Origin of the sequence: Romboutsia sp. Marseille-P6047, from assembly GCF_900604535.1 — a bacterium.
GTDB lineage: Bacteria > Bacillota > Clostridia > Peptostreptococcales > Peptostreptococcaceae > Romboutsia_E.
This window is the reverse complement of the sequence record NZ_UWOT01000002.1, coordinates 308,809-326,715: the sequence shown is the minus strand read 5'-3', so window position 1 is coordinate 326,715 and position 17,907 is coordinate 308,809. Positions and strand designations below refer to the sequence as shown.

General features: G+C 28.4%; 18 protein-coding genes. All 18 read right to left on the bottom strand.

The window, feature by feature from the left end; genetic code table 11:
- Positions 1–37: 37 nt before the first annotated feature.
- Positions 38–763 carry an N-acetylmuramoyl-L-alanine amidase family protein gene (locus EIH23_RS03490; protein ID WP_122638829.1) on the bottom strand — a complete coding sequence of 242 codons (726 nt, stop codon included), beginning with the start codon at positions 761–763 and terminating at the stop codon, positions 38–40.
- Between the two features lie 145 nt (positions 764–908).
- A complete protein-coding gene (locus tag EIH23_RS03485; RefSeq protein ID WP_122638828.1) occupies positions 909–2,342 on the bottom strand; it encodes a carbon starvation CstA family protein in 1,434 nt (477 codons plus the stop codon).
- 382 nt (positions 2,343–2,724) lie between these two features.
- Entirely contained in the window at positions 2,725–3,777 is a 1,053-nt protein-coding gene (gene ispG, locus EIH23_RS03480) for a flavodoxin-dependent (E)-4-hydroxy-3-methylbut-2-enyl-diphosphate synthase (RefSeq protein WP_122638827.1), read from the bottom strand.
- Positions 3,778–3,803: 26 nt separating this feature from the next.
- A complete protein-coding gene (rseP, locus tag EIH23_RS03475; RefSeq protein WP_122638826.1) occupies positions 3,804–4,808 on the bottom strand; it encodes an RIP metalloprotease RseP in 1,005 nt (334 codons plus the stop codon).
- Positions 4,809–4,820: 12 nt separating this feature from the next.
- A complete protein-coding gene (locus EIH23_RS03470; protein WP_122638825.1) occupies positions 4,821–5,972 on the bottom strand; it encodes a 1-deoxy-D-xylulose-5-phosphate reductoisomerase in 1,152 nt (383 codons plus the stop codon).
- 149 nt (positions 5,973–6,121) lie between these two features.
- Positions 6,122–6,901, bottom strand: a complete 780-nt coding sequence (locus tag EIH23_RS03465) for a phosphatidate cytidylyltransferase (protein ID WP_122638824.1) — start codon at positions 6,899–6,901, stop codon at positions 6,122–6,124.
- Positions 6,902–6,915: 14 nt separating this feature from the next.
- A complete protein-coding gene (locus EIH23_RS03460; RefSeq protein ID WP_122638823.1) occupies positions 6,916–7,650 on the bottom strand; it encodes an isoprenyl transferase in 735 nt (244 codons plus the stop codon).
- Positions 7,651–7,677: 27 nt separating this feature from the next.
- The gene (locus tag EIH23_RS03455) at positions 7,678–7,881 is read right to left on the bottom strand and encodes a hypothetical protein (RefSeq protein WP_122638822.1); all 204 of its coding nucleotides are present in this window, start codon (positions 7,879–7,881) and stop codon (positions 7,678–7,680) included.
- Between the two features lie 4 nt (positions 7,882–7,885).
- Positions 7,886–8,440, bottom strand: coding sequence for a ribosome recycling factor (gene frr / locus EIH23_RS03450; RefSeq protein WP_122638821.1), 555 nt, complete (start codon positions 8,438–8,440; stop codon positions 7,886–7,888).
- A gap of 28 nt (positions 8,441–8,468) precedes the next feature.
- Positions 8,469–9,173: a UMP kinase gene (gene pyrH / locus EIH23_RS03445; protein WP_122638820.1), complete on the bottom strand. Its 705-nt coding sequence runs from the start codon at positions 9,171–9,173 to the stop codon at positions 8,469–8,471.
- A gap of 101 nt (positions 9,174–9,274) precedes the next feature.
- Positions 9,275–10,183 (bottom strand): translation elongation factor Ts, encoded by a 909-nt coding sequence (tsf, locus tag EIH23_RS03440; protein WP_122638819.1) that lies wholly within the window; start codon positions 10,181–10,183, stop codon positions 9,275–9,277.
- A 61-nt stretch (positions 10,184–10,244) separates the two neighbouring features.
- On the bottom strand, positions 10,245–10,967 hold the full coding sequence (gene rpsB / locus EIH23_RS03435) for a 30S ribosomal protein S2 (protein WP_122638818.1): 723 nt from the start codon (positions 10,965–10,967) through the stop codon (positions 10,245–10,247).
- Positions 10,968–11,178: 211 nt separating this feature from the next.
- Positions 11,179–12,360 carry a D-alanyl-D-alanine carboxypeptidase family protein gene (locus EIH23_RS03430; protein WP_164488973.1) on the bottom strand — a complete coding sequence of 394 codons (1,182 nt, stop codon included), beginning with the start codon at positions 12,358–12,360 and terminating at the stop codon, positions 11,179–11,181.
- A gap of 82 nt (positions 12,361–12,442) precedes the next feature.
- Positions 12,443–13,504 (bottom strand): potassium channel family protein, encoded by a 1,062-nt coding sequence (locus EIH23_RS03425; protein WP_122638816.1) that lies wholly within the window; start codon positions 13,502–13,504, stop codon positions 12,443–12,445.
- Between the two features lie 224 nt (positions 13,505–13,728).
- Positions 13,729–14,796, bottom strand: a complete 1,068-nt coding sequence (locus EIH23_RS03420; RefSeq protein WP_122638815.1) for a polymer-forming cytoskeletal protein — start codon at positions 14,794–14,796, stop codon at positions 13,729–13,731.
- A 64-nt stretch (positions 14,797–14,860) separates the two neighbouring features.
- Positions 14,861–15,550: an MBL fold metallo-hydrolase gene (locus EIH23_RS03415; protein ID WP_122638814.1), complete on the bottom strand. Its 690-nt coding sequence runs from the start codon at positions 15,548–15,550 to the stop codon at positions 14,861–14,863.
- 80 nt (positions 15,551–15,630) lie between these two features.
- Entirely contained in the window at positions 15,631–16,794 is a 1,164-nt protein-coding gene (locus tag EIH23_RS03410; protein WP_122638813.1) for an AI-2E family transporter, read from the bottom strand.
- A gap of 26 nt (positions 16,795–16,820) precedes the next feature.
- The gene (locus EIH23_RS03405; protein ID WP_122638812.1) at positions 16,821–17,765 is read right to left on the bottom strand and encodes a protein kinase domain-containing protein; all 945 of its coding nucleotides are present in this window, start codon (positions 17,763–17,765) and stop codon (positions 16,821–16,823) included.
- Between the last annotated feature and the right edge of the window lie 142 nt (positions 17,766–17,907).

Sequence of the window (17,907 nt, the reverse complement as noted above, 5' to 3'; positions counted from 1 at the left end):
ATCCTAAAAATTGTAATAAGGTTAAGAAAATATAATCTTAACCTTGTTTATCTTCAGAGCTATTAAGTTGTAAATATTCCTTTATCCCCTCAACTATTGCATTAGCTATTTTATCTTGATACTTATCATTAGATAAGTTAATTGATTCTAAGTAGTTAGTTAAAAATCCTGTTTCTATAAGTATAGATGGACAGCTAGCATCTCTTATGACTTGGTAATTACCAGGCTTTATGCTTCTATCATTTGCATTAGTATATTGAATCAATTTATCATGTACTACTTTTGCTAAATTATATGAGTCTTCATTTTCCTTATCCCAATAAAAAGTCTCTATACCATCTACATTTGATGACTTTGGAGCTGCATTTGCATGTATTGATATGAATAACTGTGCGTTATTATCTACTTCAAATTTATTTCTATCTTTTAAAGATATAAATTCATCAGTTGTTCTTGTAGCTAAAATCTTTATATCTTTATCTTTTTCTAATTTCTTAAGTACTTTATTTCCAATACTTAGAACTATATCTTTTTCTAATATTTTTCCATTTGAACTTTGAGTTCCTTGGTCTTTACCACCATGACCAATATCTATTACAACAACCGTTCTATCATCATTAAATAAACTAATTCCACTTTTTATAAGATAGTCTATTTTATTAAACAAAATAATAATTAATACTATTCCAATAACCCCTAAAGTTAATTTAACCCATCCTTTTAGCTTTCTTTGTGAATCCCTATTTTGTGTTTTATTACTCATTATATATTTAACTCCTTTTTATAGCTACTATAATCTATGCGAATTAATTATAGCCTAAGTTTACTATATAAATCAACTTAACATTTATATTGATATATATAAAAATATCCTATAAGGACTTTACCTTATAGGATATTTTCATATATTAAGCAGCTTCTTTAGCTTGCTCTGATCTTACTTTTTTAACTTTTAGCATAAACCATACTGCTAATAATATGGCACCTATTATACCTACTACATCTGATATTGTTCCATTTAATCTGAAACCTTCTTTAGCTTGTAGTATATAAGATATTACAACATAACTCATGAATATTGCTGGTAATGCTGCTATCCAAGGATTCTTCTTATTTATAAGTAAGAATACTGCACCTGTCCATAGGAATATTGTTGCTAGAGTTTGGTTAGACCAAGCAAAATATCTCCATATTATGTTGAAATCTATTTGAGTTAATGCTATACATACTACAAATAGTGGTATAGCTAATATAAATCTATTTTTTATACCTTCTTGCTTTATTTTAAAAGCATCTGCTATTGTAAGTCTAGCACTTCTAAATGCTGTATCTCCACTTGTTATTGGACAAGCAACAACACCAAGTACTGCAAGTATTGCACCAACTGGTCCTAATAATTCTTTTGAAACTACATTAACAACACCTGATTGTCCACCAAACTCAGTTAAAGCAGCTTGTATGCTTAAAGAATCTCCAAAGAATGCTATTGTTACAGCACACCATATTAATGCAACTATACCTTCTACAACCATTGCTCCATAGAATATTCTCTTATTTTCACTTTCTCTATTTACACATCTAGCCATCATAGGTGATTGAGTAGCATGGAATCCTGATAATGCACCACATGCTATAGTAGTAAATAAGAATGGGAATACACTATCTCCATTTGGATGTAAGTTTTGTAATGTCATTTCAGCCATTTCCATACTTCCATTGAAATGTCCTATAAACATTGCACCACATAATCCAACTGCCATTAATAATAATGCTGCTCCAAATATTGGATATATCTTACCTATTACTTTATCAACGGGTAAAACTGTCGCCACTATGTAGTATACTATTATAAGTGCAACCCATATAGTATTGTTCATTCCTGTTATATTAGATAATAATCCAGCTGGAGATGTAACAAATACTGTACCAACTAATATAAGAAGTACAACTGAGAATACTCTCATTATATTCTTCATTGTATCCCCTAAGTATATACCAACAACTTCTGAAACAGAAGTTCCATCATGTTTCATTGATATAACACCAGATAAGAAGTCATGAACTCCTCCTGCAAATAAAGTCCCAAATGTTATCCATAAGAATGCAACTGGACCAAATAAAGCCCCCATTATTGCCCCAAATATTGGACCTGTACCTGCTATATTTAAAAATTGTATTAAAAAAACTTTGTACCAAGGCATTGGCATATAGTCAACACCATCTTGTAGTCTTAATGCTGGAGTTTCTTTTGTATCATCGAATCCAACAGTTTTTGCTACAAATGTACCGTAAGTAAAGTATCCAACTATTAATATAGCTAGACAAGATAAAAATGTAATCATAATAATTCCTCCCATTTTGTAATAAAATCAAATAATTCATAAGTGCGTTTGTTAAAAAACTAACCTCTATGCTTATTATAACTACAAAAGAAAACATTTGCAATCATTTTTTATTATTTTTATCACTTTTTGTATTTTAAAGTAATTTATTGTAAAAAGTTATACATTTCATAAAGCAATCTTTTTCCCGCCTTATTTTTCGTATAATTTTATATTTATTCATTGGTATTATTGTATTTTTTCAAAACAATTTAATAATATCTAATATACTTTATAGTTAGTTGCCATTATCAACTTTGTTAAATTTAAGTCATTGAATACAGTAAAAAAACAGTATTAAATTAATTTATATATCCTAAACCAATTTAATACTGTTTAAAATTTAATACTTTTCAATTTCCTCTAATAATTCTTCTACTAATCTATCACCTTTTATCTTTCTAACTATTTCACCTTTTTTAAATAAAAGACCCTCACCTTTTCCACCAGCAATACCTATATCAGCTTCTCTAGCTTCTCCTGGACCATTAACTGCACATCCCATTATAGCAACAGTTATGTTTTTATCCATATTATTTATTTTTTCTTCAACTTCATTAACCGTACTTATTAAATCAATATTACATCTTCCACAAGTAGGGCAAGATACTACTTTTATTTTATCATTTAATAAATCTAAACTTCTTAGTATCTCTTTAGCAACTATAACTTCTTCTGTAGGATCACCTGTAAGAGATATTCTCATAGTATCTCCTATTCCTTTTAAAAGAAGAGCTCCTACACCTATAGAAGACTTTATAGTTCCTTTTTTAATACTACCAGATTCAGTTATACCTATATGTAGTGGATAATCTACTTTCTCAGATATAAGTTCATATGCATCTAATGTTTTATATATATCTGATGATTTAAGAGATATAACTATATTATGGAAATCTAAATCTTCTAGTATCTTTACATGGCCTAATGCACTCTCTACAAGTGCCTCAGCAGTTGCCGAACCATATTTTTCTAAAAGTTCTTTTTCTAAAGATCCGCCATTGACACCAATTCTTATTTTTAAGTTTCTTTCTTTACATTTTTCAACTACAGCTTTAACCTTGTCTATACTTCCAATATTCCCTGGATTTATTCTAACTCCATCAACACCTTGTTCTATAGCTTCTAGGGCAAGTCTATGATCAAAATGTATATCTGCAATTACAGGAATATTCACTCCTGATTTTATTTTTCCAATGTTCTTAGCCGCTTCCATATCTGGAACTGCAACTCTAACTATATCACAACCTACAGATTCTAATCTTTTTATTTGTTCTATAGTTGCATTAGCATCTCTTGTATCAGTAGTAGTCATAGATTGAACACTTATAGGATTGTTACCACCTATTTTTACATTACCTACGCTAACTTCTCTACTTAACCTTCTTTTGTACATGTTTTCACCTTCTACCTATATGATGACTAAAATAGCCTTAGTATATCCTTATAAGTTATAAATACCATAAATAACATTAAAGCACTTAAGCCTACTATGTTTATCATAGCTTCCTTATTAGGATCTATTTTTCTTCCACCTCTTATAGCTTCTATAAGTAACATTAATAATCTACCACCATCTAATGCAGGAAGTGGTACTAGGTTAATTATACCTAAGTTTAAGCTTATTACTGCACCTATATACATTACATTTATAATACCCACTTTAGCAGCTTCTGAAACTATATTAATAACTCCTAAAGGTCCTGTAACTGAATTACTAACACCTCCAGGAACAGTTCCTGTAACTAATTGACCTAAGAATATAACCATTTGCTTTGTCATATCCCAAGTTGTAACAAATGCATTTTTTATAGATGAAAAAATACTTCTCTCTACTTTTGTTTCTATTCCAATTACATATCTACCCTCATCATTTTTTTCTGGAGTTACAGTTATTTCTTTATCTTCTCCATTCCTATCTATAGATAGCTTAACTTCACTACCATCAGAATTATTTAAGCTTAATATTATATCTTGCCATGTATCTACCTTTTTACCATCTATAGCTTCTATAAAATCTCCACTTTTTACTCCTGCATCATATGCAGGCCCATTTTCAATAACATTTCCTAATGTTGTTGTTTGAGCTCCTATAAACATAAATATAGGTATAAATAATATTATAGTAAACACTATATTAAAAAATGGTCCAGCAAATATTATACTAGCCCTTTGAAGTATGCTTTTTTCTCCAAATGATCTTGGACTTTTTGATTCTTCATCTTCACCTTCCATACTTACAAATCCACCTAATGGAAGAAGTCTAATTGAATACTCTGTATCTTTTTTAATACTAAATAATTTAGGTCCCATACCTATTGCAAATTCATGTACTTTTACTCCATTGATTTTAGCAAAAAGAAAATGACCTAATTCATGTATAAATACAATTAAACCAAATAATAATATGGCAACTATTATTGTCATAAATTCACCATCCTACTTTATACAATTTTTTACGAATTCTCTAGCCCATTTATCTATCTCTAAGATTTCATCTAATGTAGGGTCTTCGATCGACTTATGTGCCTTTAGAGTTTCCTCTATGTAATATGGTATGTCATAAAACCCAATTTTATCCTCTAAGAATTCATTTACTAAAACTTCATTTGCAGCATTAAGTACTGCACAATATGTACCTCCCATTTTCAAGCAATCATATGCTAGCTTTAGACATGGGAAAGTTTCTAAATCTGGCTTTTCAAAAGTAAATGTTGAGAACTTTGTAAAATCTAGTCTTTCAAAATCATTTAACATTCTATCTGGATATGTAAGGGCATATTGAATTGGAAGCCTCATATCTGGACAACCCATTTGAGCTATAATTGAGCTATCATTGAATTGTACCATTGAGTGAATTATACTTTGAGGATGTACAACAACATCTATATCCTTATAATCTACATCAAATAGCCATTTAGCTTCTATCACTTCTAATCCTTTATTCATTAAAGTAGAAGAATCTATACTTATCTTTCTACCCATGCTCCAGTTTGGATGCTTTAATGCTTCATTTTTAGTTACATTTAAAAGTTCATCCTTAATTTTTCCTCTAAATGGTCCACCTGAAGCAGTTAAAATAATCTTATCTATATTTTTATATTTTTCTCCATTTAAACTTTGGAAAATAGCACTGTGTTCACTATCTACAGGTAATATTTTTACATTATGCTTTTTAGCTTCACTCATAACTAATTTTCCTGCTGTAACTAATGTCTCCTTATTTGCAAGGGCTATATCTTTACCATTTCTTATTGCGCATAAAGTTGGAACAAGTCCTATCATACCAACAATAGCCGTCAATAATACATCTATTTCATCTAATGATGAAATTCTTTCTAAACCTTCCATACCACTTAAAACTTCTATATCAATTTCTTTAGGTATCATTGTCTTTAATTTATTTGCACTATCCTCATTATAAACAGCTACAAATTTAGGCTTAAATTCTATTATTTGTTCTAATAATAAATCTACACTACTGTTTGCTGATATTGCAATTACTTGAAATTTATCTGGATTTTTTCTAACTACATCTAAAGTCTGTGTTCCTATAGAACCCGTCGACCCTAATATCGATATTTTCTTCATCTTAAATTATTCCTTTCTAACAAGATTTTAATACTATGTTATATTTATGTCCTCTTTGTATTATATCATTGTTAAATATATTATTTACATTATTCACTAAAATTTCATATTAAAGTTAAAAATAATTAAAGCTTCAGTTTACACTGAAGCTACTTAACAAAAAGATTTATCGCATTATATACAAATGGTGCAACCAATATAACACTATCAAATCTATCTAATATACCACCATGACCTGGTATTAATTTTCCATAATCTTTTATTCCTACATATCTTTTTATAGCAGATGCAAATAAATCTCCTAATTGTGCAACTATACTTCCTATACTTCCTATTATGGCCATATGAATTAAATCTAATTTGAATATATATCCAAATACTACGCAGCAAACTATACTTCCTACGATTCCACCAATTGAACCTTCAATAGTCTTTTTAGGACTTATTTTAGGTATTAATTTGTGTTTTCCAAATAAATAACCACTGAAGTATGCAAATGTATCAGTTGCAAAAGATATTATAAATATAAGCCATACATAAATTTTCCCTAATTCAAAATTATTATTAGTTAAAACTATAAAATCCATAAATATGCCTACATACATTATTCCTAAAGTTGTAATTGCTATATCTATTATGTCATGTCTCAAGCTTAACATGTAAATAATTCCAATTAAAAATAGTATAAAACCTAAAGTAAGGGTATATGATACTGGTAGCTTAAGGTAATTCTTTATACCTATATATACAGCAAAAACATATCCTAACCAGTATATTGGCTTTATATTTTTTTGATTAAAGGCCTTATAAAACTCATGTAATGCAATAGAAATTAATACTATCTCAGTAATATATAAAGGAATCCCTCCATATATTAATATTCCAAGTAGTGGGACTAAAGCTAATGCAGCAATGATTCTTGTAAGCATGTTAATTAATCTCCTTACTTAAGTCCTCCAAACCTTCTATCCCTACTTTGATAAACATATATTGCCTTTTGTAATTCGTGCCTATTAAAGTCAGGCCAGTGTATGTCAGTGAAGTAAAATTCAGAATAAGCTAATTCCCATAATAAGAAATTACTTAATCTTTGCTCTCCACTAGTTCTGATAAGTAAATCTGGGTCCGGAGTAGACTTTGTACTTAAATAGTTTTTTATAGTATCTTCATTTATACTATCTATATTTATTTTATCAGATTTACAATCTTTTACTATATCTAAAACTGCATTTGTTATATCATTTCTACTTCCATAGTTTAATGCTAAATTTAAAGTTACTCCAGTATTATCTTTTGTTAACTCTTTAGCATTATCTAGTTCTCTAATACATACTTCAGGTAATTTACTTATATCACCTACAGTTGCAATTTTAACATTATTTTTATGTAGTTCTTTTATTTCACTTTTTAGGTAAAAAACTAACAAGTTCATAAGAGTGTCTACTTCTAATTTAGGTCTTTTCCAGTTTTCTGTTGAGAAGGCATATAGTGTTAAATACTTTATTCCAAGTTTTGAACATTCTTTTACAACTTCTCTTATAGTCTCTACTCCTGCTTTATGTCCAGCTGTCCTTGGAAGAAATCTTTTTTTAGCCCATCGTCCATTACCATCCATAATTATAGCTATATGAGTAGGTACATTTTCTAAGTCGATATCATAAATTAATTCACTATTCATATATAACTCCAATATTATTCTGACTCCTTATTTTAAGGAGTCAGAAAAGTATGTGACTATTAATTCTACACCATCTTCTAATTCAGTTATTTTTATAACCTTAGGAATAATAAGTTTATCCTTATCTTTATTTCCTTGAATACTTTTTATAGTATAATTAATATTTTCTCTTTCAAAAAACTTTTTTACATCATCTAAATGAAGGCCTAAAAGTTCGTAATATTTATTCACTTTATTAAACAGCCATTATATCTGCTTCTTTAGCAGCTAATAATGTATCTATATCTTTAACATATTTATCAGTAGTTTTTTGAACGTCTTCTTGAGCTTTCTTTAATTCGTCAGCTGTTATTTCGCCTTCTTTTTCCATTTTCTTGAATTTATCGTTAGCATCTCTTCTTTCGTTTCTAAGTCTAACTTTGAATTCTTCAGCTACTTTATGAGCTTTCTTAGCTAATTCTCTTCTTCTTTCTTCTGTTAATGCTGGTACATTTATTCTTATAACTTCACCATCACTAGTTGGGTTAAGTCCTAAGTCAGAGTTTCTTATAGCTTTTTCTATTTCACTCATAGCAGACTTATCCCAAGGGCTTATCATTAAAGTTCTTGGTTCTGGAACAGATATAGCTCCTATTTGATTTATTGGTGTTGGAGTTCCATAGTAGTCAACTCTTATTTTATCTAACATTTGAGGGTTTGCTTTTCCAGCTCTTATAGTTGTAAATTCAAACTTAAGTGCTTCTATTGTTTTGTCCATTTTTGTTTTTAACTCAGCGTGTACTGCTTTCATATTAATTGCCTCCTTAAAGTATTATCTATTATTTTACTATTGTACCTATTTTCTCGCCCATTACTGCCTTTAATATATTCTCTGTTGAAAGCTCAAATACCTTTATAGGTATTTCATTGTCCATACATAAAGATGTTGCTGTTGAATCCATTACTTTTAATCCTTTTTGAAGAACATCTATATAGCTTAATTCATCAAATTTCTTAGCATCTGAATGTACTTTTGGATCTTTGTCATATACAGCATCTACATTTTTAGCTAATAATATAACTTCAGCTTCCATTTCTGCTGCACGAAGTGCTGCTGTTGTATCAGTTGAGAAATATGGATTTCCTGTTCCTGCACCAAATATAACAACTCTATCTTTTTCTAAGTGTCTCACGGCTCTTCTTCTTATATAAGGTTCTGCTATTTGTCTCATTTCTATAGCAGTTTGCACTCTTGTTTCAACACCTATGTTTTCAAGAGCATCTTGAAGCGCCATAGAGTTCATTACAGTTGCAAGCATACCTATATAGTCTGCAGTAGTTCTGTCCATTCCTTCAGAAGTTCTTCCTCTCCAGAAGTTACCACCACCTACAACTACAGCTACTTCTACATCTATTTCTCTTAACTTTTTGATTCCAGTAGCTATATCATTTACAACTTCGTTGTTAATACCAAAGCCTTTTGCCCCTGATAAAGCTTCTCCACTAAGCTTTAACAATACTCTTTTGTACATTGGTTTGTTCATCAGAAATCCTCCTCTAAATTGTTCCTATTTTATTATATGTATTTTACAAATTTTCTTACATTTCTAAAAAAGAGAACACGTAAGTGCTCTCTTTTGGTTAATTACTTAAGTTGCTTAGCAACTTCTTCTGCAAAGTTTTCTTCTTTCTTTTCTATACCTTCACCAACTTCGAATCTTACAACTCTTCCTACTTCTATTTCAGTTCCAAGTTTTTTAGCAGTTTCAGCAACTAATTGCTTAACTGTTAAGTCTCCGTTTTTAACGAAAGGTTGTTCTAAAAGACAAACTTCTTTTAATTGCTTTTCAAGTCTACCTTTTATCATTTTTTCAACTATGTTAGCTGGCTTTCCTTCGTTTAAAGCTTGTTGAGTTAATATTTCTGTTTCGTGAGCTATGTACTCAGGATCAACATCGTTTCTAGAAACATATTTTGGATTCATTGCAGCAACTTGCATAGCTATATCTCTTCCCATAGCTATTAATTCATCGTTCTTAGCAGAAGTTAAAAGTTCAACAAGAACTCCTATCTTTCCTCCACCATGTATGTAACCTGCTATTTGTCCTTCAGTAGTTACTTTTTCAAATCTTCTTAAGTCTAATTTTTCACCTATTTTAGCAACTCTATCATTTAAAACATCTTGTAATGCTTTACCTTCTTTGTGAGTTTCTGCTAATAAAGCAGCAACATCTTTAGCTTCTGAAGCTAAAGCCATTTCAGCAGCATCCTTAACGAATACTTTGAAATCTTCGTTTTTAGCAACGAAGTCTGTTTCTGAGTTTACTTCTACTACTACAGCAGCAGTATTGTCAGCGTTCATTTCTATTGCAACTAAACCTTCAGCAGCAACTCTATCTGCTTTCTTAGCAGCTTTAGATAAACCTTTTTCTCTTAATATATCAACAGCTCTTTCCATGTTTCCTTCAGCTTCTTGTAAAGCTTTTTTACAGTCCATCATTCCAGCGCCAGTGTTTTCTCTTAACTCTTTAACCATTTGTGCAGTTATAGCCATTTTAAATTCCTCCTATATATTATTAATGGTAAGGGAATGACCCTTACCATTTAGTTTTTAATTATTCTTGATCTTCAGATACTTCTTCAGCTTCGTCAGCTATTGCTTGTCTACCTTCTATTATAGCAGTAGCCATAGCTCCAGTTATTAACTTAACAGCTCTTATAGCATCGTCATTTCCTGGTATTGCGTAATCTAATTCATCTGGATCACAGTTAGTATCTACTATACCTATTACTGGGATTCCTAATCTATGAGCTTCTTGTATAGCTATATTTTCTTTTCTTGGGTCTACTACGAATATAGCTCCTGGTAATTCAGGCATATCTTTTATACCATTTAAATATTTTTCTAATTTTTCTTTTTCAGCTCTTAATTTTATAACTTCTTTCTTAGGAAGAACGTTGAATACACCTTCGTTTTCCATTCTTTCTAATTCTCTTAATTTGTTTATTCTAGTTTGTATAGTTTTGTGGTTTGTTAACATTCCACCTAACCATCTTTCGTTAACGTAGAACATTCCACATCTTTCAGCTTCTTCTTTTATAGCTTCTTGAGCTTGCTTCTTAGTTCCTACGAATAAGATTGGCTTTCCAGTTTCAGCTATTTCTTTAGTGAATCTGTAAGCTTCTTCTACTTTCTTAACTGTTTTTTGTAAATCTATTATATAGATTCCGTTTCTTTCTGTGAAGATGAATTTAGCCATTTTAGGGTTCCATCTTCTAGTTTGATGTCCGAAGTGAACACCAGCTTCTAATAATTGTTTCATTGATATTACTGACATTGCTTTACCTCCTTGGTTTTATACCTCCGGTGTGATCAACTCCCTAAAAAACCTCATTGGGCACCTTTTAAGGATCCCATCACCGTGTGTGATTAATTATATTTTATTTTTTCACCTCTAGTAGTATAACATAGGGTTTTATAAAATACAACATTTTATTATCATATATTTTTGTATTTATCCTTTGAATTATATCCAAATTTGTATTTATTTACTCAAAGAATAATATTTTAATTTTATTGATGAAAGATACATTATCTACATCATTTGCACTAACTATATTTACACTACCTAATATGTCTCCATTATTTGTGTAGTATTTTATTACACCTAGCACATCACCTTTTTTAATAGGATAAGTTATTTCTTTAAATGTAACTTGAGATTTTAAATTTTCTTCTTTGTTTATTACTGCATATACTTCATCTTCTGCTACTAAAGTTACTTCAAGGTCATTTATTTTCTTTATATATCTTTTCCCAATTAAAGTTCCTTTTTGTAGTAAAGTTTCACTTTTAAAATCATTCTTAGCATAATCTAACATTGATATTGCAGCTGAAATTCTTTTGTCTTTATGATTAGCACCAAGAACTACACCTATAACTCTTCTGTCTCTTTCATTATCTTCATTTTTATTTATTTTCATTGAAAATGCTAAACAATATCCAGCATTTCCTGTATACCCAGTTTTTATTCCATCTACTTCAGGTATTATTCTAAGTAATGCATTTGTGTTATTTTTTACAAATCCTCTTTTAGGATTTGAGTAAGTTGACATATCAGTAATTGATGTTACTTGTTTTTCATAATGATCAAACATATATTTTGCTAAAATTGATATATCTCTTGCTGTTGATATATTTTGCATTGGTTGAGCTTTTGGATCACTCAAACTATATATAGGTAGTCCATTAGGATTTACAAAGTAAGTATTTACCATGCCAAGTTCTTTTGCTCTTTTGTTCATTCTTTGAACGAATGCTTTTTCATCTTTACAAATGTGTCTTGCTATACCAATAGATGCATCATTACCAGATACTATCATAAGACCTTTCATAAGCTCAATTAAAGGAACTTCTTCTCCTTCTTTTAAGTGATAGCTTGAGCCTCTTACTTTAGCTATATTTTTATCAATTTTGACTATATCATTTGCATTTACTTCTTTATTTTCTATAGCCTCTATTGCAATTAAAAAAGTCATCATTTTACTTAAACTAGCTAAAGGTCTTTTTGCATCAGGTTCTTTTTCATATAAAACTCTGCCTGTATCTTGGTCTATTAAGATTGATGATTTTGAATACTTATCTATCTTATCTAAAGCATAAACGTTTGTAGGAGTTACAAATGTCAAGATGATTATAAGTATTAGTAATTTTTGTGCTCCCTTTTTCAAAGATCTCACCTTCTCAGATTTAATAAGTCTATCTTATTTTTTGCCTTATAAGTAAAATTTATATCAGTAATTATTTACTAACTTACCTTATCATCCTTTTTATTACCAATGATGCCCATGTAGAACCTATTGTTACACCTGCAAAAGCTTCTATACAGACTAGTATTTTTCCAAAGAATGTACTAACTGTTAAATCTCCATAACCTAATGTGGTAAATGTTACCGTGCTAAAATACCATAAATCTAAATATATATCCAACACGTCTTTTATTGAATAGTTTTTTATATTATTTAAGTCTATACCTATAAATATCCCCTTAGAGTTTTTAACCCCACAAAACATATATAAAAAAGTAAACATGCTAATTACAATTACAGTGGTTACTAATAGCCTCCGTGGTTTTTCTCCATATCCTATTGTATATTTAGATAAATTATCAAAAAATTTTTCATTTAAATATTCACTATACTTAGGATAGTCACTGCTTTTCATTATTTTACTGGCATAATTTCTTTCATTATAATAATAGTATCCTATTCTTTCATTATCACCAATTATATTAGCTTGCGTTCTAGCTATTCTATAATTTATTTTTCCATATAAAGCATGTGCTTTTGAATATTTAACATACCTTAATACTAATTTTGTACATGGACTAAAAATTATACCTTCTAATCGAGGTAAGTTTTTTACACTTGTTATTACAAATGCTTGTCCGTTAAAATGTACCTTTTCAAAGGCTTTATTGGCTATGTATTTTTTATTAAACTTAGTTTTATTAAGTTCTAAATTTTCTTGGAAAATTGAACTTTCAAAAGTTGTATACCCTCTAAAATCAGTATAATTTAAAGTAAGGTTTTTTTTAAAATTATACTTATTTAAAAATACCTTTTTCTTAAATATTGCTTCGTCAAAGTTTAGTTTTAAATAATCATATTTAATTACGTCTCTTATAATAAAATCATCTTCAAATACAAATCCTCTAAAGTCACTTATCTTTTCTTTCATTATCAAATATATAAATAATGAATTTTCCTCTCTATTTTTATTTTCTTTATGAAATATACAATATCCAGATGCATCTGCTTTTCTACAACATTTTAATCCTTGATTATGAACAGATGTCCACTTACATTCATTCACACAAAAAACCTCCAGACAACTTACTATATCAGTAATTAGTTTGGAGGTTATTAAAATATTTATTCATTGTTGTATATCCTTATATATTAGAATAGTAAATCTCTTTTTACACATAATACTGATATAGCCTATTAAAGCTCTTTAATACTTAGCATGTATTCTCAACAGCTGATCCCAGTTCATTAAAGACCTCCTTTATAAAATAGCAACTAAATGTTGCTATTTTATTTTTTACATATATAGCTATATAGCTTCATAGTAATTAAACCTAATATAAATAATACACTTAAAAACCATATAATAAAGCTTATATACGGTATTAGTAATAAAACTTTAATTATTAATATACCTAATAAAACTTGAAGTATTGGATTTTGTTTTGATAAAATTAATTGGCCTAAAATTATACCTAAAATAACTGGGCATAAGTATATTATTATTCCATATAAAATTAAGATTATTATACCAACGGGTACACATATAACGCTAATAATAAGAAGTAATGATAGTATTGGCATTATAATAAGTACAGCTAATCCTATTAATAAATATTTATAAGATTTACTTAATTTTCTATCAAATCCAAACAATGACTTATTAAGTAATACATATAAAATTAATCCAGTTATTATAGCTGCAACTAAGCTTATCAAAAAATCTACTATATTTGATTTAGTAAATATACCTTCTTCTTCATTATTAGTTGTAATTTTTTCATAGTCTATATCTGACATAGACATTTTTGAATTTAAATTTGGTTCATTAGATGATTTAACCTTAATATTACCTTTAACCACTGCATTTTCTGTAAAAGTTATATTTTCACAATCCACATTTAAATTTCCATTCACAGTACCATCTATTACTATAGTTTGTGCACTTGCATAAAAGTCATTAGTTTCACCTTTAAAACTTATATCACTTGCTGCTAAATATATTGCATTGGCATTAGTCTTATCCCCTATATTAATACTTTCACCTGCTACAGTTATATTTTTAGTTCTACCTACATCTATATTTACTGTCTGACTTGCAGTTCTTATATTTCCTTTTACTTCACTTGATTGTATATTAATGTCTCTACCTGCACTTATAATATCTCCGCCTATAATATTGCCTATACTTATACTATTTCCAAATGTATAAACATCACCATCTACATCTTTATTTACAGCTATGTTACTATCACATGAAAATAAATTTGATGATGTAGTTGTATCTTCTGCAAAAGCAACAATACTAAACATAAGAATTACAATAGTAGTAAAAATATAAATAATCCTTTTTTTCATAATAGCCCTCCATATAAATATTTGCTTTCTATAGAGATTCTATTATTATAACTTCTAAGTTATGCTATAGTTCTATTTCAAATACTTCATTTTCTTTATTTATTTTAACAACTCTATCTTTATATGAACTTGCCATATCCATTTCTTTTAACTTATCTATAATGCTATATGTTCTCCAAAAATGCATTGGAAAAGCATATTTAGTATCCGTCATATTCATAAATTCATTAAATCCTAAATAGAATTGCTCTCCTTGTCTAGAATCAAGAGGTAAAAATGCAACATCTACTTTTTTATCCTTTAATTTTTTCATTTCATGTTTGAACCTATCTCCTGCATCCTTATTTTGAGCATCAGTATTTTCCCCTTCCCAGTGCCACCAATTTAAGTCACCCGCATGATATAGAGTTTTTCCATCTAACGTAATAATAAATGCAACTCCTAAATCTGTAGACTCTAATGTTCTTATTCTTAATCTATCTACTTCTATATCTTCATTTGGACCTACAAAAACTGTGTTTTCTGATTTTCTACAGTTTATATCATTAGAAAGAATATATTTAATATTTTTATACTCTTTTTCTAAATCGAATATAATTGAATTAAAGTGATCATGATGCTGATGACTTGAAAATACGTATAATTTTTTATCTTTATCAAATTTAGGTAAATCCCCTTTAAAATAATCAAATAGTAATGTAACTTTATCTAATTCTACACTAAAGCAACTATGATGAATGTATGTTATCTTCACTTTTATTCCTCCTCTTAATTAAAAATAGATTGCCTCAATTTTTAACATTTTAATAGTTACTTTGAGACAATCTTTTCTGTTTACATATATTCTTCTGTATCCTCTGGTAATCCTTTACGTCTTAATTTGCCTTCTATAACTTCTTTTATTATAGAATAAATTATAGCAAATAAAGGTACTCCTATTACCATACCTACAATTCCAAAGAACTTACCTGCTACTAATAATGCAAATAATATCCAGAATGCAGATATTCCAATTGAATCTCCTAATATTTTAGGACCTATTATATTCCCATCTATTTGCTGTATTACTAATATTATTAATAAAAACCATACAGCCTTTATAGGTGAAACAAATAGTATTATTATAGCTGATGGTATTGCACCAAAGAATGGTCCAAAAAATGGTATTATATTAGTTATACCTATTATAACTGATATTAATGTTGAATAAGGCATTTTAAAGATATTTAACACAATAAATGTTAAAACTCCTATTATAGCTGAATCTATTATTTTTCCACTTAAAAACCTACCAAAGGTATAATTACTTCTACTTACCAATTCAAAAACTCTATTAGCTACCCTTTCTGAAGATATAGCATATACTATTTTCTTTCCTACTCCATAGAATCTTTCTTTATCTATTAATAAGTAAGATGATACTATTAATCCTAGTATTATATTCCAAATACTTGATGCTATATTAACAACCCAATTTCCTAATATAGGTAATAAATCTGTTGCAAATTGTATTATATAGTTAACAATTTCAGTTAATTTTTCATTTGCAATATCAAAGTACTTAGGCTCTAAGTTTAAATTTTTCATTATATCTTCAAGTAATACTGTAAGATTATTTAAATATGATGGTATATTATTAACTAATCCAACTATACTTTCTATTACCTGAGGTACAACGAAGTTCATAAATAAGTATATAATTAAAAAAGCAGTTATATAAGTTAAAAGTAAACAAGTACTTCTTCTAACTTTCTTACTCATACTTTTAAATCCATCAATGTTTTCTATCTTTTCTTCATAAAATTTTAATATAAAATTTAATAAGTAGGCAATTACAAATCCTATAATAAATGGTTGTAAAATACCTATAACTTCACCTATTTTACCTGTAAATACTTTAAGTTGAGAACTTATAAGATAAAATACTATACTACAGCAAACAACTATAAATGCATATACAGAAATTGTTGTGTACTTTTCATTCCAGTTAACCTTCATTTATCTTCTCCTTACTTAAATTAGACTTATATAAATCCTATAACTAACATAATCACTAATAATATTGTAGCTACACTCATAAGTAGCTTTTTATTTATGTGATTACTTGTATAAATCTCTATTTCCTCTTCCTCTTCAAACTCCTCATTAACATCTTCCAATTGGGTACTTTTATATACTATATCACTTAATTCAACTAATACTTCTTGAGCTGAATTATATTTTTCATCTCTACTTAATAATTTCTTAGTTATCCTTATAATTTCCTCTAAGTCTTCATCGTAATATAAAAGACTCCATTTCACACCTTTATCAACACTCTTTAGCATTTCTTTATCATTATAATCATTTCCAAAAGGAAGTTCTCTAAACATCATTTCAAATAAGATTATACCTAATGAAAAGAAATCACTCTCTTTATCTGTGTAATCTATGTTTAGCTGATGAGGACATAAATAACTTAATTCTTTATCTAATCGTAAGTGTACTCCTTTATTTGCCTTAGTCATACCAAAATCAAATATTTTTATATTTTGATCTTCATCAATTAATATATTATTTGGGTTAAGACTTCCATGATATAAATTATTTCTATTTGCTATTTCTAAAGATTTTATTAGCTTCATAGCTATATTAGCTATAGTAATTTTATCTAATATATTATTGTAAATAAAACTTTTTAGTGTTTGTCCCCTGAAGTGTTCACTAACTATATAATAATATACATCATATTCAGAACAATGTATATCTATATGTAATAAATTACTAATATGATCGGAGTCTATTTGATTTAAAACTGTCGCCTCATCTATCAAATCAGGAATGAATCCCTTACTTAATGTCTCTACATTATTTATAAGCTTTAAATAAACTAAATTATTATAATAGGTATCTCTAGCCTCATATAGTTTCCCCACTTCTATTTCTCCATTATAATTTAAAATATCATACCTATTTCCTACAAATTGCATTATCTTTTCCTCCAAATAAATCTTAAAACTCCATATAAATCTATTATAGCAATTTTGTTACATGTTTTACCATTTAATTTACAAAGTTTTTATTTATTTGTAAAAATAAAAAGGTTGATGACTCATTATTAATTTTATCATC

What these genes read in the sequence shown, in the direction of transcription:
- EIH23_RS03490 (WP_122638829.1), bottom strand. Translation starts at nt 763, where the DNA reads ATGAGTAATAAAACACAAAATAGGGATTCACAAAGAAAGCTAAAAGGA.
- EIH23_RS03485 (WP_122638828.1), bottom strand. Translation starts at nt 2,342, where the DNA reads ATGATTACATTTTTATCTTGTCTAGCTATATTAATAGTTGGATACTTT.
- ispG (WP_122638827.1), bottom strand. Translation starts at nt 3,777, where the DNA reads ATGTACAAAAGAAGGTTAAGTAGAGAAGTTAGCGTAGGTAATGTAAAA.
- rseP (WP_122638826.1), bottom strand. Translation starts at nt 4,808, where the DNA reads ATGACAATAATAGTTGCCATATTATTATTTGGTTTAATTGTATTTATA.
- EIH23_RS03470 (WP_122638825.1), bottom strand. Translation starts at nt 5,972, where the DNA reads ATGAAGAAAATATCGATATTAGGGTCGACGGGTTCTATAGGAACACAG.
- EIH23_RS03465 (WP_122638824.1), bottom strand. Translation starts at nt 6,901, where the DNA reads ATGCTTACAAGAATCATTGCTGCATTAGCTTTAGTCCCACTACTTGGA.
- EIH23_RS03460 (WP_122638823.1), bottom strand. Translation starts at nt 7,650, where the DNA reads ATGAATAGTGAATTAATTTATGATATCGACTTAGAAAATGTACCTACT.
- frr (WP_122638821.1), bottom strand. Translation starts at nt 8,440, where the DNA reads ATGAAAGCAGTACACGCTGAGTTAAAAACAAAAATGGACAAAACAATA.
- pyrH (WP_122638820.1), bottom strand. Translation starts at nt 9,173, where the DNA reads ATGAACAAACCAATGTACAAAAGAGTATTGTTAAAGCTTAGTGGAGAA.
- tsf (WP_122638819.1), bottom strand. Translation starts at nt 10,183, where the DNA reads ATGGCTATAACTGCACAAATGGTTAAAGAGTTAAGAGAAAACACTGGC.
- rpsB (WP_122638818.1), bottom strand. Translation starts at nt 10,967, where the DNA reads ATGTCAGTAATATCAATGAAACAATTATTAGAAGCTGGTGTTCACTTC.
- EIH23_RS03420 (WP_122638815.1), bottom strand. Translation starts at nt 14,796, where the DNA reads ATGAAAAAAAGGATTATTTATATTTTTACTACTATTGTAATTCTTATG.
- EIH23_RS03410 (WP_122638813.1), bottom strand. Translation starts at nt 16,794, where the DNA reads ATGAAGGTTAACTGGAATGAAAAGTACACAACAATTTCTGTATATGCA.
- EIH23_RS03405 (WP_122638812.1), bottom strand. Translation starts at nt 17,765, where the DNA reads ATGCAATTTGTAGGAAATAGGTATGATATTTTAAATTATAATGGAGAA.